The 16,320-nt window shown below is 40.4% G+C and carries 12 protein-coding genes; 7 read left to right on the top strand and 5 right to left on the bottom strand.

What is annotated here, in order from left to right; translation table 11 throughout:
* Window positions 1-30: 30 nt before the first annotated feature.
* The 4 genes from RF53_RS08295 (at window position 31) to RF53_RS08280 (ending at window position 4,293) form a co-directional block, all read left to right on the top strand.
* On the top strand, window positions 31-1,248 hold the full coding sequence (locus tag RF53_RS08295; protein ID WP_039037285.1) for a phosphopentomutase: 1,218 nt from the start codon (window positions 31-33) through the stop codon (window positions 1,246-1,248).
* A gap of 14 nt (window positions 1,249-1,262) precedes the next feature.
* Window positions 1,263-1,964 (top strand): purine-nucleoside phosphorylase, encoded by a 702-nt coding sequence (gene deoD / locus RF53_RS08290; RefSeq protein WP_006794609.1) that lies wholly within the window; start codon window positions 1,263-1,265, stop codon window positions 1,962-1,964.
* 1,331 nt (window positions 1,965-3,295) lie between these two features.
* Window positions 3,296-3,964 (top strand): nuclear transport factor 2 family protein, encoded by a 669-nt coding sequence (locus tag RF53_RS08285; RefSeq protein WP_008133082.1) that lies wholly within the window; start codon window positions 3,296-3,298, stop codon window positions 3,962-3,964.
* A gap of 8 nt (window positions 3,965-3,972) precedes the next feature.
* Window positions 3,973-4,293 (top strand): hypothetical protein, encoded by a 321-nt coding sequence (locus RF53_RS08280; protein WP_006794611.1) that lies wholly within the window; start codon window positions 3,973-3,975, stop codon window positions 4,291-4,293.
* 936 nt (window positions 4,294-5,229) lie between these two features.
* Here the strand turns inward: RF53_RS08280 and RF53_RS08275 are convergent.
* Window positions 5,230-6,114 (bottom strand): tetratricopeptide repeat protein, encoded by an 885-nt coding sequence (locus RF53_RS08275; protein ID WP_008129566.1) that lies wholly within the window; start codon window positions 6,112-6,114, stop codon window positions 5,230-5,232.
* A gap of 675 nt (window positions 6,115-6,789) precedes the next feature.
* On the opposite strand from RF53_RS08275, the gene katG reads away from it, so the two are divergent.
* Window positions 6,790-8,967, top strand: a complete 2,178-nt coding sequence (katG, locus tag RF53_RS08265; RefSeq protein WP_039037284.1) for a catalase/peroxidase HPI — start codon at window positions 6,790-6,792, stop codon at window positions 8,965-8,967.
* A 660-nt stretch (window positions 8,968-9,627) separates the two neighbouring features.
* On the opposite strand, the gene RF53_RS08260 is transcribed toward katG, so the two are convergent.
* The 4 genes from RF53_RS08260 to RF53_RS08245 form a co-directional block, all read right to left on the bottom strand.
* On the bottom strand, window positions 9,628-10,074 hold the full coding sequence (locus RF53_RS08260) for an REP-associated tyrosine transposase (protein ID WP_082014427.1): 447 nt from the start codon (window positions 10,072-10,074) through the stop codon (window positions 9,628-9,630).
* Between the two features lie 298 nt (window positions 10,075-10,372).
* Window positions 10,373-11,971, bottom strand: coding sequence for an ABC-F family ATPase (locus RF53_RS08255; RefSeq protein WP_010556085.1), 1,599 nt, complete (start codon window positions 11,969-11,971; stop codon window positions 10,373-10,375).
* 219 nt (window positions 11,972-12,190) lie between these two features.
* The gene (locus tag RF53_RS08250) at window positions 12,191-12,928 is read right to left on the bottom strand and encodes a substrate-binding periplasmic protein (protein ID WP_052242881.1); all 738 of its coding nucleotides are present in this window, start codon (window positions 12,926-12,928) and stop codon (window positions 12,191-12,193) included.
* A gap of 39 nt (window positions 12,929-12,967) precedes the next feature.
* On the bottom strand, window positions 12,968-13,711 hold the full coding sequence (locus tag RF53_RS08245; RefSeq protein WP_039037281.1) for a transporter substrate-binding domain-containing protein: 744 nt from the start codon (window positions 13,709-13,711) through the stop codon (window positions 12,968-12,970).
* A gap of 332 nt (window positions 13,712-14,043) precedes the next feature.
* On the opposite strand from RF53_RS08245, the gene RF53_RS08240 reads away from it, so the two are divergent.
* Both RF53_RS08240 and RF53_RS08235 read left to right on the top strand, forming a co-directional pair.
* Window positions 14,044-14,643 (top strand): class I SAM-dependent methyltransferase, encoded by a 600-nt coding sequence (locus tag RF53_RS08240; RefSeq protein ID WP_039037280.1) that lies wholly within the window; start codon window positions 14,044-14,046, stop codon window positions 14,641-14,643.
* Window positions 14,640-16,178 carry a S24 family peptidase gene (locus tag RF53_RS08235; protein WP_039037279.1) on the top strand — a complete coding sequence of 513 codons (1,539 nt, stop codon included), beginning with the start codon at window positions 14,640-14,642 and terminating at the stop codon, window positions 16,176-16,178. The genes RF53_RS08240 and RF53_RS08235 overlap by 4 nt, the downstream gene beginning before the upstream one ends.
* The last annotated feature ends 142 nt before the right edge of the window (window positions 16,179-16,320 follow it).

Raw genomic sequence — 16,320 nt, 5'->3', positions numbered from 1 at the left:
GTAACCACCTAGAAACAAAGTGAGGTCAAAATGGCAAGAGCAATTATCTTAATGGCAGATAGCCTAGGAATCGGTGCAGCACCAGATGCAGATAAATTTGGTGATCTTGGCGCCAATACATTCGCTCACTTACTAAAAGCATATTACGACGAAACAGGCAGCGCACTTTCGCTTCCTAATTTATCTAAATTAGGTTTAGTAGACGCCTGTGAAGCCGCCGGTGGAGAAATGTGTTTAGTTTCAGACCGCCAAGCACCACAAGGTGCATGGGGTTACGCTAAAGAACTTTCTAGCGGAAAAGACACTCCATCAGGGCATTGGGAAATGGCTGGCGTGCCTGTGTTATTTGATTGGGGATACTTCCCAAAAACACAGCCCAGTTTCCCACAAGAATTTGTAGACGAATTTATAGCTCGTACAGGTATTCCTGGCATTTTAGGCAATTGCCATGCATCAGGAACAACCATATTAGAACAGCTAGGTGAAGAGCACGTAAAAACAGGTAAACCAATCTGTTACACCTCAGCTGATAGCGTGTTTCAAATAGCCGCGCATGAAGAGTCATTTGGCCTAGAGAAGCTTTATCAAGTTTGCGAAATCGCACGGGCGCTGCTTGATGAAATGAATATAGGGCGAGTGATTGCGCGGCCATTTTTGGGTTCAAATAGTCAAGACTTTGCACGAACAGGTAATCGTCGTGACTATTCAGTACTTCCGCCAGCACCAACATTGTTAGATGTTTTAGCAAAAGACGGCGGCGAAGTAATTAGTATTGGTAAAATTTCAGACATATACGCGCATCAAGGCATAACCCAAAAGCACAAAGCACCAGGGCTTATGAACTTGCTTGAAAAAACCAGCGAGGTTATTTCAACAGCACCTGATCGCAGCTTAATTTTTACCAACTTGGTTGATTTTGATGAAAAATTTGGTCATCGCCGTAACCCGGTAGGTTACGCTAAAGCATTAAAAGAATTTGATGACTATTTACCAACTATACTAAACCAGTTAAATGCAGATGATGTATTAATGATCACTGCCGACCACGGGTGTGACCCAACCTTTCCAGGTTCTGAGCACACGCGTGAATACGTACCTGTGATAGCGTACAAGCCTGGTATGGATAATACACCGCTAGGTGAACGAAACAGTTTTGCAGATATTGGTCAAACACTAGCACAGTGGTTTAACTTGTCTGAGCTTGAATATGGCGACAGCTTTTTAACTCAATTAAACGCGCCAAAATAAAAAGGAAACAACGAATGAGTACTCCTCATATAAATGCAAATGTTGGTGATTTCGCCGAAACAGTTTTAATGCCAGGCGATCCGCTACGTGCGCAATATATTGCTGAAAACTTTTTAGATGATGCGGTACAAGTAACTGGTGTACGCAACATGTTTGGCTTTACAGGTACTTACAAAGGTAAGCCAGTAAGCATTATGGGTTCAGGCATGGGTATTCCATCAATGTCTATTTATGCACGTGAGCTGATTGTTAGCTTTGGCGTAAAAAACATTATACGCATTGGTACATGTGGCGGTATTGGTACCGACATTAAAATCCGTGACGTAATTTTTGCACAAGGTGCAAGCACAGATTCAAACGTAAACCGTGCACGTGTTCGTGGTTACGATTTTTCTGCAATTGCAGACTTCGACCTACTTTTAAACGGCGTTAATGCAGCAAAAGAGCTAGGTATTAAAGCAAAAGTAGGTAACGTATTCACAACCGACACTTTCTACCAAGCAGACGACACTTTCTATAAAGATTTAGATAAGTTAGGCGTTCTTGCAGTAGATATGGAAACAGCCGGTTTATACGGCGTTGCAGCTGAGTACGGCGCAAACGCAATGGCATTATTTACCGTAAGCGACCACGTGATCACTGGCGAAGCAACACCAGCCGATGAGCGTCAAAGCACGTTTAACGAAATGGTTAAAATTGCATTAGAGTCTATCTAATCAATAAAACAGTTCCTTGGTAACGTATTCACTAAGTTTTGGAGACACGCCCAAAGTGAAGTGAGACTAACCTCCAAAGCCGCATTTTATGCGGCTTTTTTTATGCCTTAATAATTATAAAATCATGAGTACCAGACTCTAAAAGCGCAGCGACTCTTAACCTCTTTGTGAATACAGTGCTTTTAAATCTTAATGCACAAAGAGAAGCGAATCAGGAGTAAATGAGAAGACAAAGTGAACAGGTTATAGTTTAACTTTGTTTTTTTGACATAGAGCTTGCTCACTTTAGAAGTGTCGCTTCTCACTTCTGGTCAAATATTAAATTACTTATTTTTTACCTCTAAAAGCGCAGCGCCTCTCAACCTCTTTGTGAATAATGGGTTTTTAAATCTTAATGCACAAAGAGAAGCAAATGAGGAGTAAATGAGAAGACAAAGTGAACAGAGTGAGGAGTAAATGAGTAGCTAAAATAAATTGGCTAGGGCTTTGTTTTGTAGACGTAGAGCTTGCTCACGTTAGCAGCGCAGCTTCTTATTACTTAAAAAAGGTATCACCACAGAGTGCACCGAGGCGCTTCGCGCTACACAGAGTTAAAAATATTTGTTAGTCACTACTCCTGGTCTTCTCCTTCACTTCTCGGTGGTGAAATAATCACTTTTATAGCAGTTGCTATTAAACGAAAGTAAAGCGAGTCTGTAGGCTACATTCAGCCACTGCTTTTAAATCTTAATGCACAAAGAGAAGCGAATGAGGAGTAAATGAGTAGCTATATTAAATAGGCTAAGGCTTTGTTTTGTAGACGTAGAGCTTGCTCACGTTAGAAGCGTCGCTTCTCACTTCTGGTCAAATATTAAATCACTTATTTTTACCTATAAAAGCGCAGCGTCTCTTAAACTCTTTGTGAATAATTGGCTTATAAAACACTGATGCACAAATAGAAGCGAATGAGGAGAAAATGAGTAGCTATATTAAATAGGCTAGGGCTTTGTTTTGTAGACGTAGAGCTTGCTCACGTTAGAAGCGTAGCTTCTTGTTACTTAAAAAAGGTATAACCACGGGGTGCACTTAGGCGATTAGCGCTACACCGAGAAAACAAGAGTAACAACTAGTCACGGCTTCTGTCCTTTCCTTTACTTCTCGGTGGTGAAGCAATCACTTTTCATACCATCATTAAAAATTATGTATTTAACAAAATTATTTTAAAAGCTGGGTTAAACTCAAGCTAAACTACGCTATGAAAGCCAAGGTTATTCATTTAATTGCTACCCGAAAACGTTAAAATTTGCTATGTTGCAATACAATACACGCTTAGTGTTTTTATTAGGAAAGTTATGAAATCGTTATCTATTTTTTTTGCTTTATTTACCTTTACGCTAGCCTTAAATAGCTATGCCACAGAGCCTACTACCGAACAGCAAAAAGCGGATGAAAAAGTAAACACACTAGAATACAAAGCCCCTGAGCTTAAAAAACCGGTTGTTGACCCAACCAAACCAGACGACTCAAAAGTGTTAGGCGATGAAACACCAAAACCAGTTGAAAAGCCTAAAAATAAAATAGAAAAGGCAGCAGCCGTAGCCGAAGCAGAAAAAGCAGTAGCCCAAGCAAAAGAGGCCTTAACAGCTAAACAGCAAGCTAAAGCCAAGCAATCACGCGAATCACTAGCTGTGGTTGAACAACTTATAAAAGCCTATAACGCGCGCAACATTGAAGAGTTTATTCGTGTTTACGATGAAGATGTAGAGTTTTATATTTTCCCCAATGAGCTATTATTTAAAGGAAAAGAAAAACTAATAGCACGTTATGGTTTAATGTTTAAAAAGCTAAAGTGTATTCACTCATCGCCAATTAAACGCATAGTACATGGTGATATAGTAATAGATCATGAGCTATCAGAAACCTGCTCAGCAGACGAAAACGTAATAGATAAACGCTCAGAGCTTGTATCGAGCTATCAAATTAAAAACGGAAAAATAATTCGCGTATTATTTTTTCGTTAAGGATTATTATGCAAATTACTGACGACAAAAAACTTCGCTTAATGTACCGAGTAGAGCCCGGTTGTTTAGGCCCCGAAGGCGCACAACATATTGAAGATTTTTGTCGTTATGCCAACAAGCATATTAAGTCACCTTATTATGCACAATTCGTTTTTTTACCGCGTTACGATAAACAAAAAGACGAACGCCAATACAGTGTAAAAAGCCGTAACCTATCGCAATTGCAGGTTAGAAAGTACTTTAGTCACTTTGAAATCGATATGGATGGCTTTGAGGAGCAACTCGACGAGCTACTCACCAAAGCAATCGACTTGTACTTTAAACGCTAACACCTAAAGCTTCGAACAAAAGTAAAGCGGCTAAAGGTATACTTGTTACGTATGCTTTATACCTAAAGCCTGCTTACGTAATCCTTTATTAAATCACTTAGCCAGCCCCTACCTCTAAAAGCGCAGCGTCTCTTAACCTCTTTGTGAATAATGGGTTTTAAAACAGTAATACACAAAGAGAAGCGAATGAGAAAACATAATGATCTGGGCAATGCTTAGCCTTGTCTTGTAGACGTAGAGCTTGCTCACGTTAGAAGCGCCGCTTCTCATTTCAGGTCAAATATTAAATCACTTAGTCCCAACCTCTAAAAGCGCAGCGTCTCTTAACCTCTTTGTGAATAATGGGCTTTAAAATTTAAATGCACAAAGAGAAATGAATGAGGACTAAATGAGTAGCCATAATACACAGGATAGAGCTTTGTTTTGTAGACGTAGAGCTTGCTAACGTTAGAAGTGAAGCTTCTTATTACTTAAAATTAGATATGACCACAGAGTGCACCGAGGCGCTTCGCGCTACACAGAGTTAAAAAATATTGGTTAGTCACTGCTCCTGTTTTTCTCATTCACTTCTCGGTGGTAAAACAATCACTTTTATAGCATAACTAAAACGCTTCTACAGGCTGTATTTAGCCACGGCATTGTGAATATGAGCTTTTAAATCTTAATGCACAAAAAGAAGTGAATGAGAAAACATAATGATATGGGCAATGCTTAGTCTTGTTTCTAGACGTAGAGCTTGCTCACGTTAGAAGCGTAGCTTCTTGTTTCAGATAAAATATTAAATTACTTAGTTCCTAACTCTAAAAGCGCAGCGCTTCTTAACCTCTTTGTGAATAATAATCTTTTAAAACCTTAATACACAAAGCACAGGACTTTATTACAGCCATAAAAAAAGAGCTTTCGCTCTTTTTTACAAACTATATAAGCAAGCTAAACTTACTCGCCCGCCACAATAGTATTAAAGCTATTATTATCGTGAAGGCTTGCAAATGCACTTTCGTGAAGTAACTCATTACGTAAGTTAGGCGAATACTCAAGTGCCATTTTTATATCGGCCAGCGCATCGGCGTGCTCGTGTATTAACGCAAACGCACACGCGCGTTGCCAATACGCATAACCATAATCGCTATCTATATCAATTGCTTGGTTACATAAATCAATCGCTTTGGCTGTTTGATTAATTTCAAGCAGGGCATCAGCTTTGTAAGCAATAGCCTCAACGTCTTCAGGTTTACGCTTTAAAATTTCATCAAAAATCTCGATTTTATTAGCATAATCACTTTCTAAATTTGCGCGCATCCACAACGAGTGAACCTCATTTGTAATCGATATACGTTCTTGGTTACTGAGTATTTCTTCCGAACGAACGCGCAGCTTTTCTTCTAATACTTTTAAGCGTTCTTCGTACTCATCGGTAATAACACTCACGCGGGTATTTACAATATCTTCTACTTTATTTTTAACATCGCGCAGCGAGTTCCAGCCAACAAGTACCAAAATAGATGCCGTCGCGGTAATAATAAAAAACACATTATTTATAGTATCGGTAGTGTAAGTAAGGGCTCTGTCGGCCGTGTCTAACTGCGCATGCGTTACTTGTTTAGTAACGTCTTCACGTAACTTTTGCTGATCTTGGCGAACCGCTTTTAGCTCATCTAAAATGTAGCGTTCCATAAGCGGTTTGTACATAGGCTCTTTAAGTTGTTCAAGCGCTTGCTGTTCTTGTAGCTTTGAGGGGGCTTCTGTTTGTTGCTCAGCCGCATTAGCCGACGTTAAAAATAAAGTAAAACAAATACATAGTAAATAAAAGTAATAACGCATCAACATGCCCAAATAAAATAATAAATTGCAAAAATAATATTAACACGCACAACCTAAACTCACTAGGGCGGGTTTTTTTTTGAAGGCGAGATTACAGCACATTATAAATTATTATCACTAAAGCAGTGTGCAGTAATAAATTTTAGGCAAAAAAAACCAGCTCTGGGTGAGCTGGCTGAAACTGCTAAAACATCAAAGGTTAGGGAAAACTTAACTACCGTTAGCTAATAAAAATCAGCTAACAAAAAACAGGTAAATTAGAGTTATAAAGTAAAGGTGTATTGGGCTTAGTAATACACCTTTAACGTTATAACTACAATTTCATGGTGAAGGGGGGTATTCCTATGTGCGCTGTGGTAAACCAAAGCCACTTTCAAACCCTTCACATACCATTACGCCGCTACTTTTTAATTCGATCATCGTTATTTAAAAAAAGATCAAAAATTTATAAATGCTCGTTTTTAAATACCAATCAAAAATACAAATCGGTCCAATCGTTTTAAATACGGTGCATTTGTTGGTATAGCTCAAAAAATAAGCCTATATTGGTAATTCAAAATAAGTACAAGTATATAAACAATTGATTAAGCAACATTTGCATGAATTAAAAATAGTAATACCTAAACAAATTGACCATTGCTTACGTATTTTATTTTAGACCAAGAGGATTAAATAATGAGTAACTCTAGCGCTGGCAAATGCCCGGTAATGCATGGCAGCAATACACAAACAGCAGGCCAAAACACAGATTGGTGGCCAAATGCACTTAATTTCGACATCCTTCATCAACACGATACAAAAAGCTCTCCATACGGTAGCGACTTTAACTACGCTGAAGCATTCAAATCCCTAGATCTAGAAGCCGTAAAAACCGATTTAAAAAACTTAATGACCCAAAGCCAAGATTGGTGGCCAGCCGATTGGGGCCACTATGGCGGTTTAATGATCCGCATGGCATGGCACTCTGCAGGTTCGTACCGTTTATCTGACGGACGTGGCGGCGGTGGCACGGCAAATCAACGCTTTGCCCCTTTAAACTCATGGCCCGATAACGCCAACCTCGACAAAGCGCGCCGCTTACTTTGGCCAATTAAAAAGAAATACGGGAACAAACTCTCGTGGGCCGATCTCATTATTTTAGCGGGTAACATGGCATACGAATCAATGGGGTTAAAAACCTTTGGTTTTGCCGGTGGCCGTGAAGACATTTGGCACCCAGAAAAAGACGTATACTGGGGCGCCGAAAAAGAATGGTTAGCACCAAGCGACGAACGCTACCAAAATGTTGATAAACCCGACACAATGGAAAACCCGTTAGCGTCTGTTCAAATGGGCCTAATTTACGTAAACCCAGAAGGGGTAAACGGTAAACCCGATCCGCTTAAAACTGCAGCACAAGTGCGCGAAACGTTTGCCCGCATGGCAATGAACGACGAAGAAACGGCAGCGCTTACCGTAGGTGGCCACACAGTAGGTAAAACACACGGTAACGGAAAAGAGTCTAACCTTGGCCCAGAGCCAGAAGCGGCTGATATTTCAGAGCAAGGTATGGGGTGGAACAACCACAAAACACGAGGCATTGGCCGCGATACAATGACATCGGGCATAGAAGGTGCGTGGACCACACACCCAACAAAATGGGATAACGGCTACTGTGACCTTCTTTTAAATTACGAATGGGAAATGACAAAAAGCCCTGCAGGCGCTCACCAATGGGAACCTATAAATATTAAAGAAGAAGACAAACCGGTCGATGTAGAAGACCCATCAATTCGCTTAAACCCAATTATGACCGATGCCGATATGGCCATGAAAATGGACCCAGCGTACCGCAAAATAATTGAGCGTTTTCATAACGACTTTGAATACTTTTCAGACGTGTTTGCACGTGCATGGTTTAAACTTACGCACCGCGACTTAGGGCCAAAAGCGCGCTACCTTGGTGCCGATGTACCAAGCGAAGACTTAATTTGGCAAGACCCAATTCCAAGCGTTGATTACACCCTAACAGATACCGAAATCGCCGATTTAAAAGTAACACTACTTAATTGCGGCGTAAGCGCCAGCGATTTAATTAACACCGCATGGGACAGTGCGCGTACGTACCGAGGCTCTGATCACCGAGGCGGCGCAAACGGTGCACGTATTCGTTTAGCCCCGCAAAAAGAGTGGCAAGGCAATGAACCAGAACGCTTAGCAAGTGTGTTAACGGCTCTTGAAAAAGTACAAGCTGGGTTAAGTAAACCTGTTAGCATGGCCGATTTAATTGTACTTGGTGGCACAGCAGCTGTTGAACAAGCCGCTAAAAACGCAGGGGTAGAGGTTAACGTACCGTTTGCGCCAGGGCGCGGAGACGCAACCGACGACATGACCGACGCCGAATCGTTCGACGTACTTGAACCTATTCACGACGGTTTTAGAAACTGGCTGAAAAAAGACTACGTTGTGTCTGCAGAAGAGTTACTACTAGAGCGCAGCCAGCTAATGGGTTTAACAGCACCAGAAATGTCGGTTTTAATGGGTGGCATGCGTATGCTTGGCACAAACCATAGCGGCACACAACATGGCGTATTTACAAACAATATAGGAACGTTAAGTAACGACTTTTTTGTAAACCTAACCGACATGGCAAACCGATGGGAGCCAGCCGGTAATGGCCTTTACAACATTGTTGACCGCGCAAGCGGTGCAACTAAATGGACCGCAACACGCGTAGATTTAGTATTTGGGTCAAACTCAATTTTACGCGCATTGGCAGAGTTTTATGCACAAGACGATAATAAAACCCGTTTTGTTCACGACTTTGTAAATGCATGGGTAAAAGTAATGAACGCCGACAGGTTTGATATTTAATAAACCTAAGTAACAGTTAAGAAGGAGCAGCAATGCTCCTTTTTTGTTTTTAAAAACTGAGCTTTAAAACCGTAATGCACAAAGAGAACAAAATGTGGAGTAAATGAGTAGCCAAATTGAATAGTGTTAAGTGATTTTTTTATCACCACAGAGCACACCGAGGCGCTTTGCGCTACACAGAGTTAAAAATATTGGTTAGTCACTGCTCCTGTTATTCTCCTTCACTTCTCGGTGGTAAAACAATCACTTTTGTAGCTGTTGCTATTAAATGAATGAAAAGCGCACCTGCAGGCTACATTCAGCCACTGCTTTTGAAAGCTGAGCTTTTAAAAACATAATGCACAAAGAGAAGAGAATGAGGAGTAAATGAGAAGATAAACTGAACAGGTCATAGTTTAGCTTTGTTTTGTAGACGAAGAGCTTGCTCATGTTAAAAGCGTAGCTTCTCACTTCTGGTCAAATATTAAATTACTTAGTCACTACCTCTAAAAGCGCAGCGCCTTTCAACCTCTTTGTGAAAAATTGGCTTTTAAATCTTAATGCACAAAGAGAAGCGAATGAGGAGTAAATGAGTAGCCAAAGTAATCAGGGTTAAGTTATTTTTTGTAGACGTAGAGCTTGCTCACGTTAGAAGCGATAGCTTCTTGTTTTACATGCTATTTAATTTAAATAAATACAATCCCAAAATGGATATTGCCCGACACTTTTTACTATGCCAGTTCTTAGTGGGTTAGCAACAATATAACGAGCTTGATTGATTAAATCTTTTTCAGAACGAAGCTGATGCTCAAAATAATTTTGCTGCCAAATCTTGCCTGTTGTTTCATTTAGCTTATTTGTTTTTACAGTCGTTACACTTTTAAAGATTTTTATTACGTTAGCTAGTGAGCAGTCTTTAAGCTGAAATAACCAATGGAGATGATCAGGCATTAATACATAACAAATTTTATTTACTTTATTTTGCATATCCACAATAGCCTTTGCTGCAATACATGCATTGCCAAATTCTTTAAATAGAGGTGCTCTATCTATGCAGCATATAGTCACAGAGTAGAACTGATTATTATTTGAAAAACGATGTGCTAATAATTTTGAGGAGTCATGCATAGGAAAGGAATATATTTTGGCTTTGTATAAACATAGATAAGAATTAATCTAAAACAAGTTTTAAAAAGCCTTGCTTTTTCACGCCAGCAAGCTGCGCGTCTACAAGTTACTTTAAACACTATTTTGTAGACGTAGAGCTTGCTCACGTTAGAAGCGACAGCTTCTCAGCGCTACACAAAAAACACGAGCAATAGTTAATTACCTCTTGGTGATGATCTAATTACTTGTTTACTTATGCATTTAACCAAGCACAAAAAAGGCGCTAACTAAGCGCCTTTTACACTAAACACCAAATGGTTTATGCTTTTTTCTCTTCGCAGCTTGCAAGGTACTCGTCAAACGTACCCTGAAAATCAATAACCTGCTTATCTTTAATATCAATAATACGCGTAGCTAACGACGACACAAACTCACGGTCGTGGCTTACAAAAATAAGCGTACCTGCAAAGTCTTTAAGCGCATTATTTAACGCTTCAATGGCTTCCATATCCATGTGGTTTGTTGGCTCGTCCATTACAAGCACGTTCACGTCTTGCATCATTAACTTACCAAATAACAAACGGTTTTTTTCACCACCTGAACAGTTACGCGCTTTTTTGTTTGAATCGTCTGCGGTAAACAACAAACGGCCTAACATGCCACGTACCATTAAATCGTTATGCTTGGCCGTACGCCACTGCGACATCCAATCAAATAACGTTAAATCGTTATCAAAATCTTTAGTGCTGTCTTGCGGGCAGTAACCAAAGCTCGCATTTTCAGACCACTTAATTTCGCCTTCGTTACTTTTAAGCTCGTTAACCAAACAGCGTAAAAAGGTAGTTTTACCCACACCGTTTTCGCCAATTACCGCAAGCTTTGCACCGGCTTCTAGTAAAAACTCACCGCCGCTAAATAATGTTTCACCATCAAAACCATGGCCAAGCTTGTTAACTTCAAGCGCTTGGCGGTACATTTTTTTGCCTTCGTCAAAACTTAACGATGGGCTCATACGGCTTGACGCTTTAACTTCATCAAGCTTAATTTTATCCATTTTTTTAGCGCGCGAACTTGCTTGCTTAGCTTTAGACGCGTTAGCACCAAAGCGGTTAACAAAGTCTTGTAGCTCGTCAATCTCGGCGCTCTTTTTAGCGTTTTCGGCTAACAACTGCTCGCGCTGTAAGCCTGCCGCTTCTAAAAACTTCTCGTAGTTACCAGGGTAAATACGCAGCTCGCCGTAGTCAATGTCGGCCATGTGTGTACATACCGAATTTAAAAAGTGGCGGTCATGCGAAATAATAATCATGGTGCATTTACGTTTATTAAGCTCATCAGCAAGCCACGTAATGGTATGAATATCCAAGTTATTGGTAGGCTCATCGAGTAGCAGTATATCTGGGTTTGCAAACAAGGCCTGCGCCAAAAGCACACGGAGTTTCCAACCTGGAGCAACGTTTGCCATTAACCCATAATGAAACTCTTTATCTATACCCGCTTCTATTAGTATTTCTTCAGCGCGGCTTTCGGCGGTGTAACCGTCCATTTCGGCAAAAACGCTTTCAAGGTCGGCCACTTTCATGCCGTCTTCTTCGCTCATTTCGGGTAACGAATAAATACGTTCGCGCTCTTGCTTTACTTTCCAAAGCTCAACGTCGCCCATAATTACCGCATCTACCACCGTGTATTGCTCAAATGCAAACTGGTCTTGGCTAAGGTTACCTACTTTTAAACCCGGGGTAATCGACACATTACCCGCACTTGGCACAAGCGCACCGCTTAAAATTTTCATGAAGGTCGACTTGCCGCAGCCGTTAGCGCCAATTAAACCGTAACGGTTACCGTTACCAAATTTAGCTGAAATGTTTTCAAACAACGGCTCTGCGCCAAACTGCATCGTAATATTTGCGGTGGAGATCAAAAAGGGTAATCCTAGAATGAGTACTGACAGGAGCTTGCTGCAGCAAAAGGCCACAAACAACATCAAGCAATAGGGTAAATTAGCTGGCGAATTATACAGATCAGCCACAATTAATGAAAGGTAAAAGGCAGCTAATTTATAACCAACCTTAAACGCACTTAAACGGTGCAAAAGCCCTTAAAATTTGCCTAGCAAGTAATAAAGGTTAAATAAATAAAACTATTGATGGGTTTGGTAAATACGCTCAATAACCGCTTTATTGTTAGTAATATACGAATTAATAGCTGCTATATCGTCGGCAGTAACCGTTTTTTTACTCAGCATAAAATGCACATTATTAACGTTTATAGGCTCAACCAATGGCGCAGGCATAATGTTTGAATACTGTTTTGTAAAATATTGCGCCACTAACGAATCATCAATTAAAAAATTAATGCGCTGCTTATTAAGTAAAGTAAAACGCTTTTTAGACTCCTCCGTAAGCACCACTTGGTTTGCATACTGCATGCGTAGTTTTTCAAACGCATTACCAAAAACACTCCCTCTGTTTACACCCACCGTAAGCGATTTTTTAAATAACGCGTTAATGCTATTCACATTAGGCGAACTGGCGTGTTTATATAGCAGCATTTTTTCAACACGGTAGGGTAACGTAAAGTGGGCATACTCAGCGCGATCAGCAGTTTTGCTAGCAGCAAAAATTAAATCAACACGGCCCTGTTTTAGCTCTTCAAATGCACGTAACGAATTTGGCAGCACACTAAAATTTAAACAATAAGGAGAGCTTTTAAAAATAGCGTTAAGTACGTCTATTTCAATACCACCCAGCGTATTGTTTTTTAATATTACATAAGGCGGCCAGTAACTTTCGTTGGTAGCCACCGTTAACGTTTTAGTGCATCCCCAGGCATTAAATGCACTAAAAGTAACAAGGGTCATAAACAGCAATATTTTCAAACTACAGCCTTTTGTGAAGGGTTTTTAGTGTATGTATAGTTATAATGTTTCAAACAGTTCTTCTAATTGTGCTTTTCTGCTTTGTATTAATTTATTAACTTCAACTACATCTTGCAAGGTAGAGGTATTTTTACTCAGCATTAAATGAATAGAGCCTTTGTTAACATAGGTTGTGGTATTTACCCGCTTAATATTGTTTGACTGGTTAATAAAATACTCGCCCACTAATTGGTCTTCAATTATAAAATCGACCCGCTGTTTAGCTAATAAAGCAAAACGCCTTTTTGCTGCACCGGTAAAAATAATTTGTTTTGGGTAAATACTTTTTAAGCGCTCAAATTGCTCGCCGTAATAACTACCCGCATGGGCGGCCACGGTGTAGCCTTGTGCAAACGCGTCTTGCAGGTTTTTAACGTTGTATTGTTTATTTTTATGCTGATACAGCCACATCACCTCGTTGCGGTAACTATCCGAAAAATAAACATGCTCTGCACGCTTTTCAGTAAAGCTTGCAGCCCATCCTAAATCCATTCGGCCTTTAGTTTGCTCAACAAACGCACGCTCTGTATTGGGTAAAAACTCAACCTGAACACAATAAGGCGAGCCTGCAAAAATAAGCCAAAGTGCCGTTACTTCTTTACCTTGTGCGTGGCCGCCTACATCAACAACGTAAGGCGGCCAATAGGTATCGTGCGACGCGACAAAAAACTTTTTTTCGCAAGCCCCACTCCCAAAAGAGAGAGCTACTAACAAATACAAACCGTATCTTTTTAATCTATGCATAATATCCCTCATGCTAGCGACGCAATACATACAGTATAAACCAGCCTAAAAATTTAGTCGTAAATTTTGTATAAGCATGTAAATAGCATCATTGGGTTTGTAAAGTTATGTATTTATAATCAATATGTTGGGAGGGTTAAGCTAACATGTTCATTTTTGTAATCGTGGATTTAGCAATACGTACGAGTGATTAATGAAAAGGGCGTATTAATTTAAAATATTCTACTACTAAGTCTATATTTTATTTATATGTTCCTGTAGATTAAACACCAATGAATTTAATATTAACAGCGGCTTAGCTGTTAAACGATTAGCCAAGGAGCGGGTTTATCGTGCCAAGTACCACACTCACTTACTACAATAACAACGCGCAAACCTTTAGCGACTCAACGCTTAATGTTGATATGTCGGCGTTGTATGCTGAGTTTTTACCGCATGTAAAACAACGTGGCCATATTTTAGATGCTGGTTGTGGCTCTGCGCGCGACGCCATGTATTTTAAACAGCAAGGTTGTTCTGTTAGCGCGTTTGACGCAAGCCCAGCGCTTGCAAAGTTAGCCAGTAATTACTTACAGCAACCTGTAGCGGTTAAAACCTTTCAACAGCTTGAATGTGTAAATAAATACGATGGCATTTGGTGCTGCGCGAGTTTATTACACGTGCCAAAAGTAGAGTTACCGCAGGTATTTTTAAAGCTACAAAATGCGCTTAAACCGAATGGTGTTTTGTATGTATCGTTTAAGTATGGCACGCAAGAACGCGTGCATAATGGCCGCGAATTTACCGATTTAAATGAAGACGGCTTAACTGCGCTAATTACTCAGCACACAGAGCTTAAATTACTAAAACAATGGCAAACGGTTGACCAACGACCTGAGCGCGAAAGCGAAGTGTGGCTCAATGCGTTAATTAAAGCTGTGCCTGTTTTATGATTGGCGCAATGCAGCAACAGCTCGACTTTATTGCATACATACAACGTATGTTGGTTGAGGGTGATTTTAGCGCAACCTACAAGTTTGCACTTTTACACGCCATAGCCGATGTATGCGTAGAGCAACCGTTGTTGTCAGAGCAAAGTGAATTAGTAATAGAGCTATCAACCCTTGCCGATAAACTCATTACTTTGTACTGGCATCATGCAATGCCGTTTTCATCAGAGCACACGGGCGAAAGCGCCTTACTTAAGCAAAATACAGGCGCGCAATCAAAAGTAATTAGCGTATTGTTTGAATGCCAACAAAACAACATACGTAACTTTCGCCAGCTTAAACAAAGCCCATTTTATAAACCCACATTTAATGCGGCTATGGCAACACTAAAATCAGGCCCACTTTGGCGCTTACAAATACTCGCCAAACAAGAAGAATGCTTTTTATACCCACATACAAACAGCACTCAATTTATTACGTTAAATGCAGGTATAGCTAGCTGCTTTAGGCGTTTTTACGACCTAGTTGTGTACTTAGCTAAAAATGCATGGCTTCAAAAAATTCAAAGTATAAAGCATAACCAAGCGTTAATTGGCCCGCAAAGCCAGCTGCAAGAGTTTTTATTTGGGGTAGACCGTAATGCACTTACCAAGGCAAAGCCTGTTTTAGTAGAGCTGCAATCAAACACGTGTTTTTATTGCCAAAAGCCAATGAAAAACGATGTGGAGGTTGATCACTTTATACCGTTTGCCCGTTACGCAAACGACCTTGGCCATAACTTTGTGGCAGCGCACCGTGCATGTAATAACAACAAACGCGACTTTTTAGCCGCACAGCAGCACCGTGAACGCTGGCAAAATCAAAACTTGGTTGTTAACAGCCAAATTATTAGCAATGAACTAAGTGCGTATTTTCATTGCGATGCTGACAAATCTCTCGCAGTAAGCAATTGGGCGTATCAGGTGGCACAAGCCAATAACGCAAAGTTATGGCTTGCAAATAAAGACCATTTTGAACAGGCAAAACCAACTGCTGAGGTAGTGGCTTTCCCGCAAGCAAAACAACCTGAGTTAGCTCAAGTTGCTGAACCTGCCGTTAGTTTAAAATCAGATGATAACGCATTAAAACTGCCGTATTTTCCCAATATTAAAATTGCCTGTGGGCATTTTAAAACAGGGGATAGCAGCGATGTTGAATATTCAGACGCGCCACTTGGCGCAGGAAAGCTTGATCCAAATGTGCATTTTTTAGCACGCGCTTCCGGCAACTCTATGAATGGCGGTAAACACCCAATACTTGATGGCGACTTATTGTTACTTGAACTTATAACCTCCGACAAAGCGGGTTCGCTTCGCGGCCAAATAGTCGCGATAGAGCGAGACGATATAAGCGGAGACGGGCAGTATTTACTGCGCAAAGTTAATAAATTACCAAACGGGCAATACGAGCTAATCGCTCAAAACCCAGATTACGAGGTAATGATTGCAGATGAAAGCATGCGAACGTTCGCACGCTTTAAACAAGTGGTTGCAGAGTAGTTTGTAGTCGCGCTTTAACTTGTAGGCGCAGAGCTTGCTCGCGCGAAAAGCGAAGCTTTTGAATGTTGATTAAATTTGCGGCGTTCACGAATGCTGTTTTGGTATTTGGGTTTCGAGATTGAGACCTCTATTCGAGGTTTTA

It is taken from the genome of Pseudoalteromonas sp. ECSMB14103 (genome assembly GCF_000813065.1).
GTDB classification, from domain to species: Bacteria; Pseudomonadota; Gammaproteobacteria; order Enterobacterales; family Alteromonadaceae; genus Pseudoalteromonas; species Pseudoalteromonas marina.
This window is presented reverse-complemented; position numbering and strand designations above follow the sequence as displayed.

Coding starts and splice junctions, on each gene's coding strand:
- RF53_RS08260 (WP_082014427.1), bottom strand. CDS start 10,074: ATGCATGACTCCTCAAAATTATTAGCACATCGTTTTTCAAATAATAAT.
- RF53_RS08235 (WP_039037279.1), top strand. CDS start 14,640: ATGATTGGCGCAATGCAGCAACAGCTCGACTTTATTGCATACATACAA.
- katG (WP_039037284.1), top strand. CDS start 6,790: ATGAGTAACTCTAGCGCTGGCAAATGCCCGGTAATGCATGGCAGCAAT.
- RF53_RS08275 (WP_008129566.1), bottom strand. CDS start 6,114: ATGCGTTATTACTTTTATTTACTATGTATTTGTTTTACTTTATTTTTA.
- RF53_RS08285 (WP_008133082.1), top strand. CDS start 3,296: ATGAAATCGTTATCTATTTTTTTTGCTTTATTTACCTTTACGCTAGCC.
- RF53_RS08295 (WP_039037285.1), top strand. CDS start 31: ATGGCAAGAGCAATTATCTTAATGGCAGATAGCCTAGGAATCGGTGCA.
- RF53_RS08280 (WP_006794611.1), top strand. CDS start 3,973: ATGCAAATTACTGACGACAAAAAACTTCGCTTAATGTACCGAGTAGAG.
- deoD (WP_006794609.1), top strand. CDS start 1,263: ATGAGTACTCCTCATATAAATGCAAATGTTGGTGATTTCGCCGAAACA.
- RF53_RS08245 (WP_039037281.1), bottom strand. CDS start 13,711: ATGCATAGATTAAAAAGATACGGTTTGTATTTGTTAGTAGCTCTCTCT.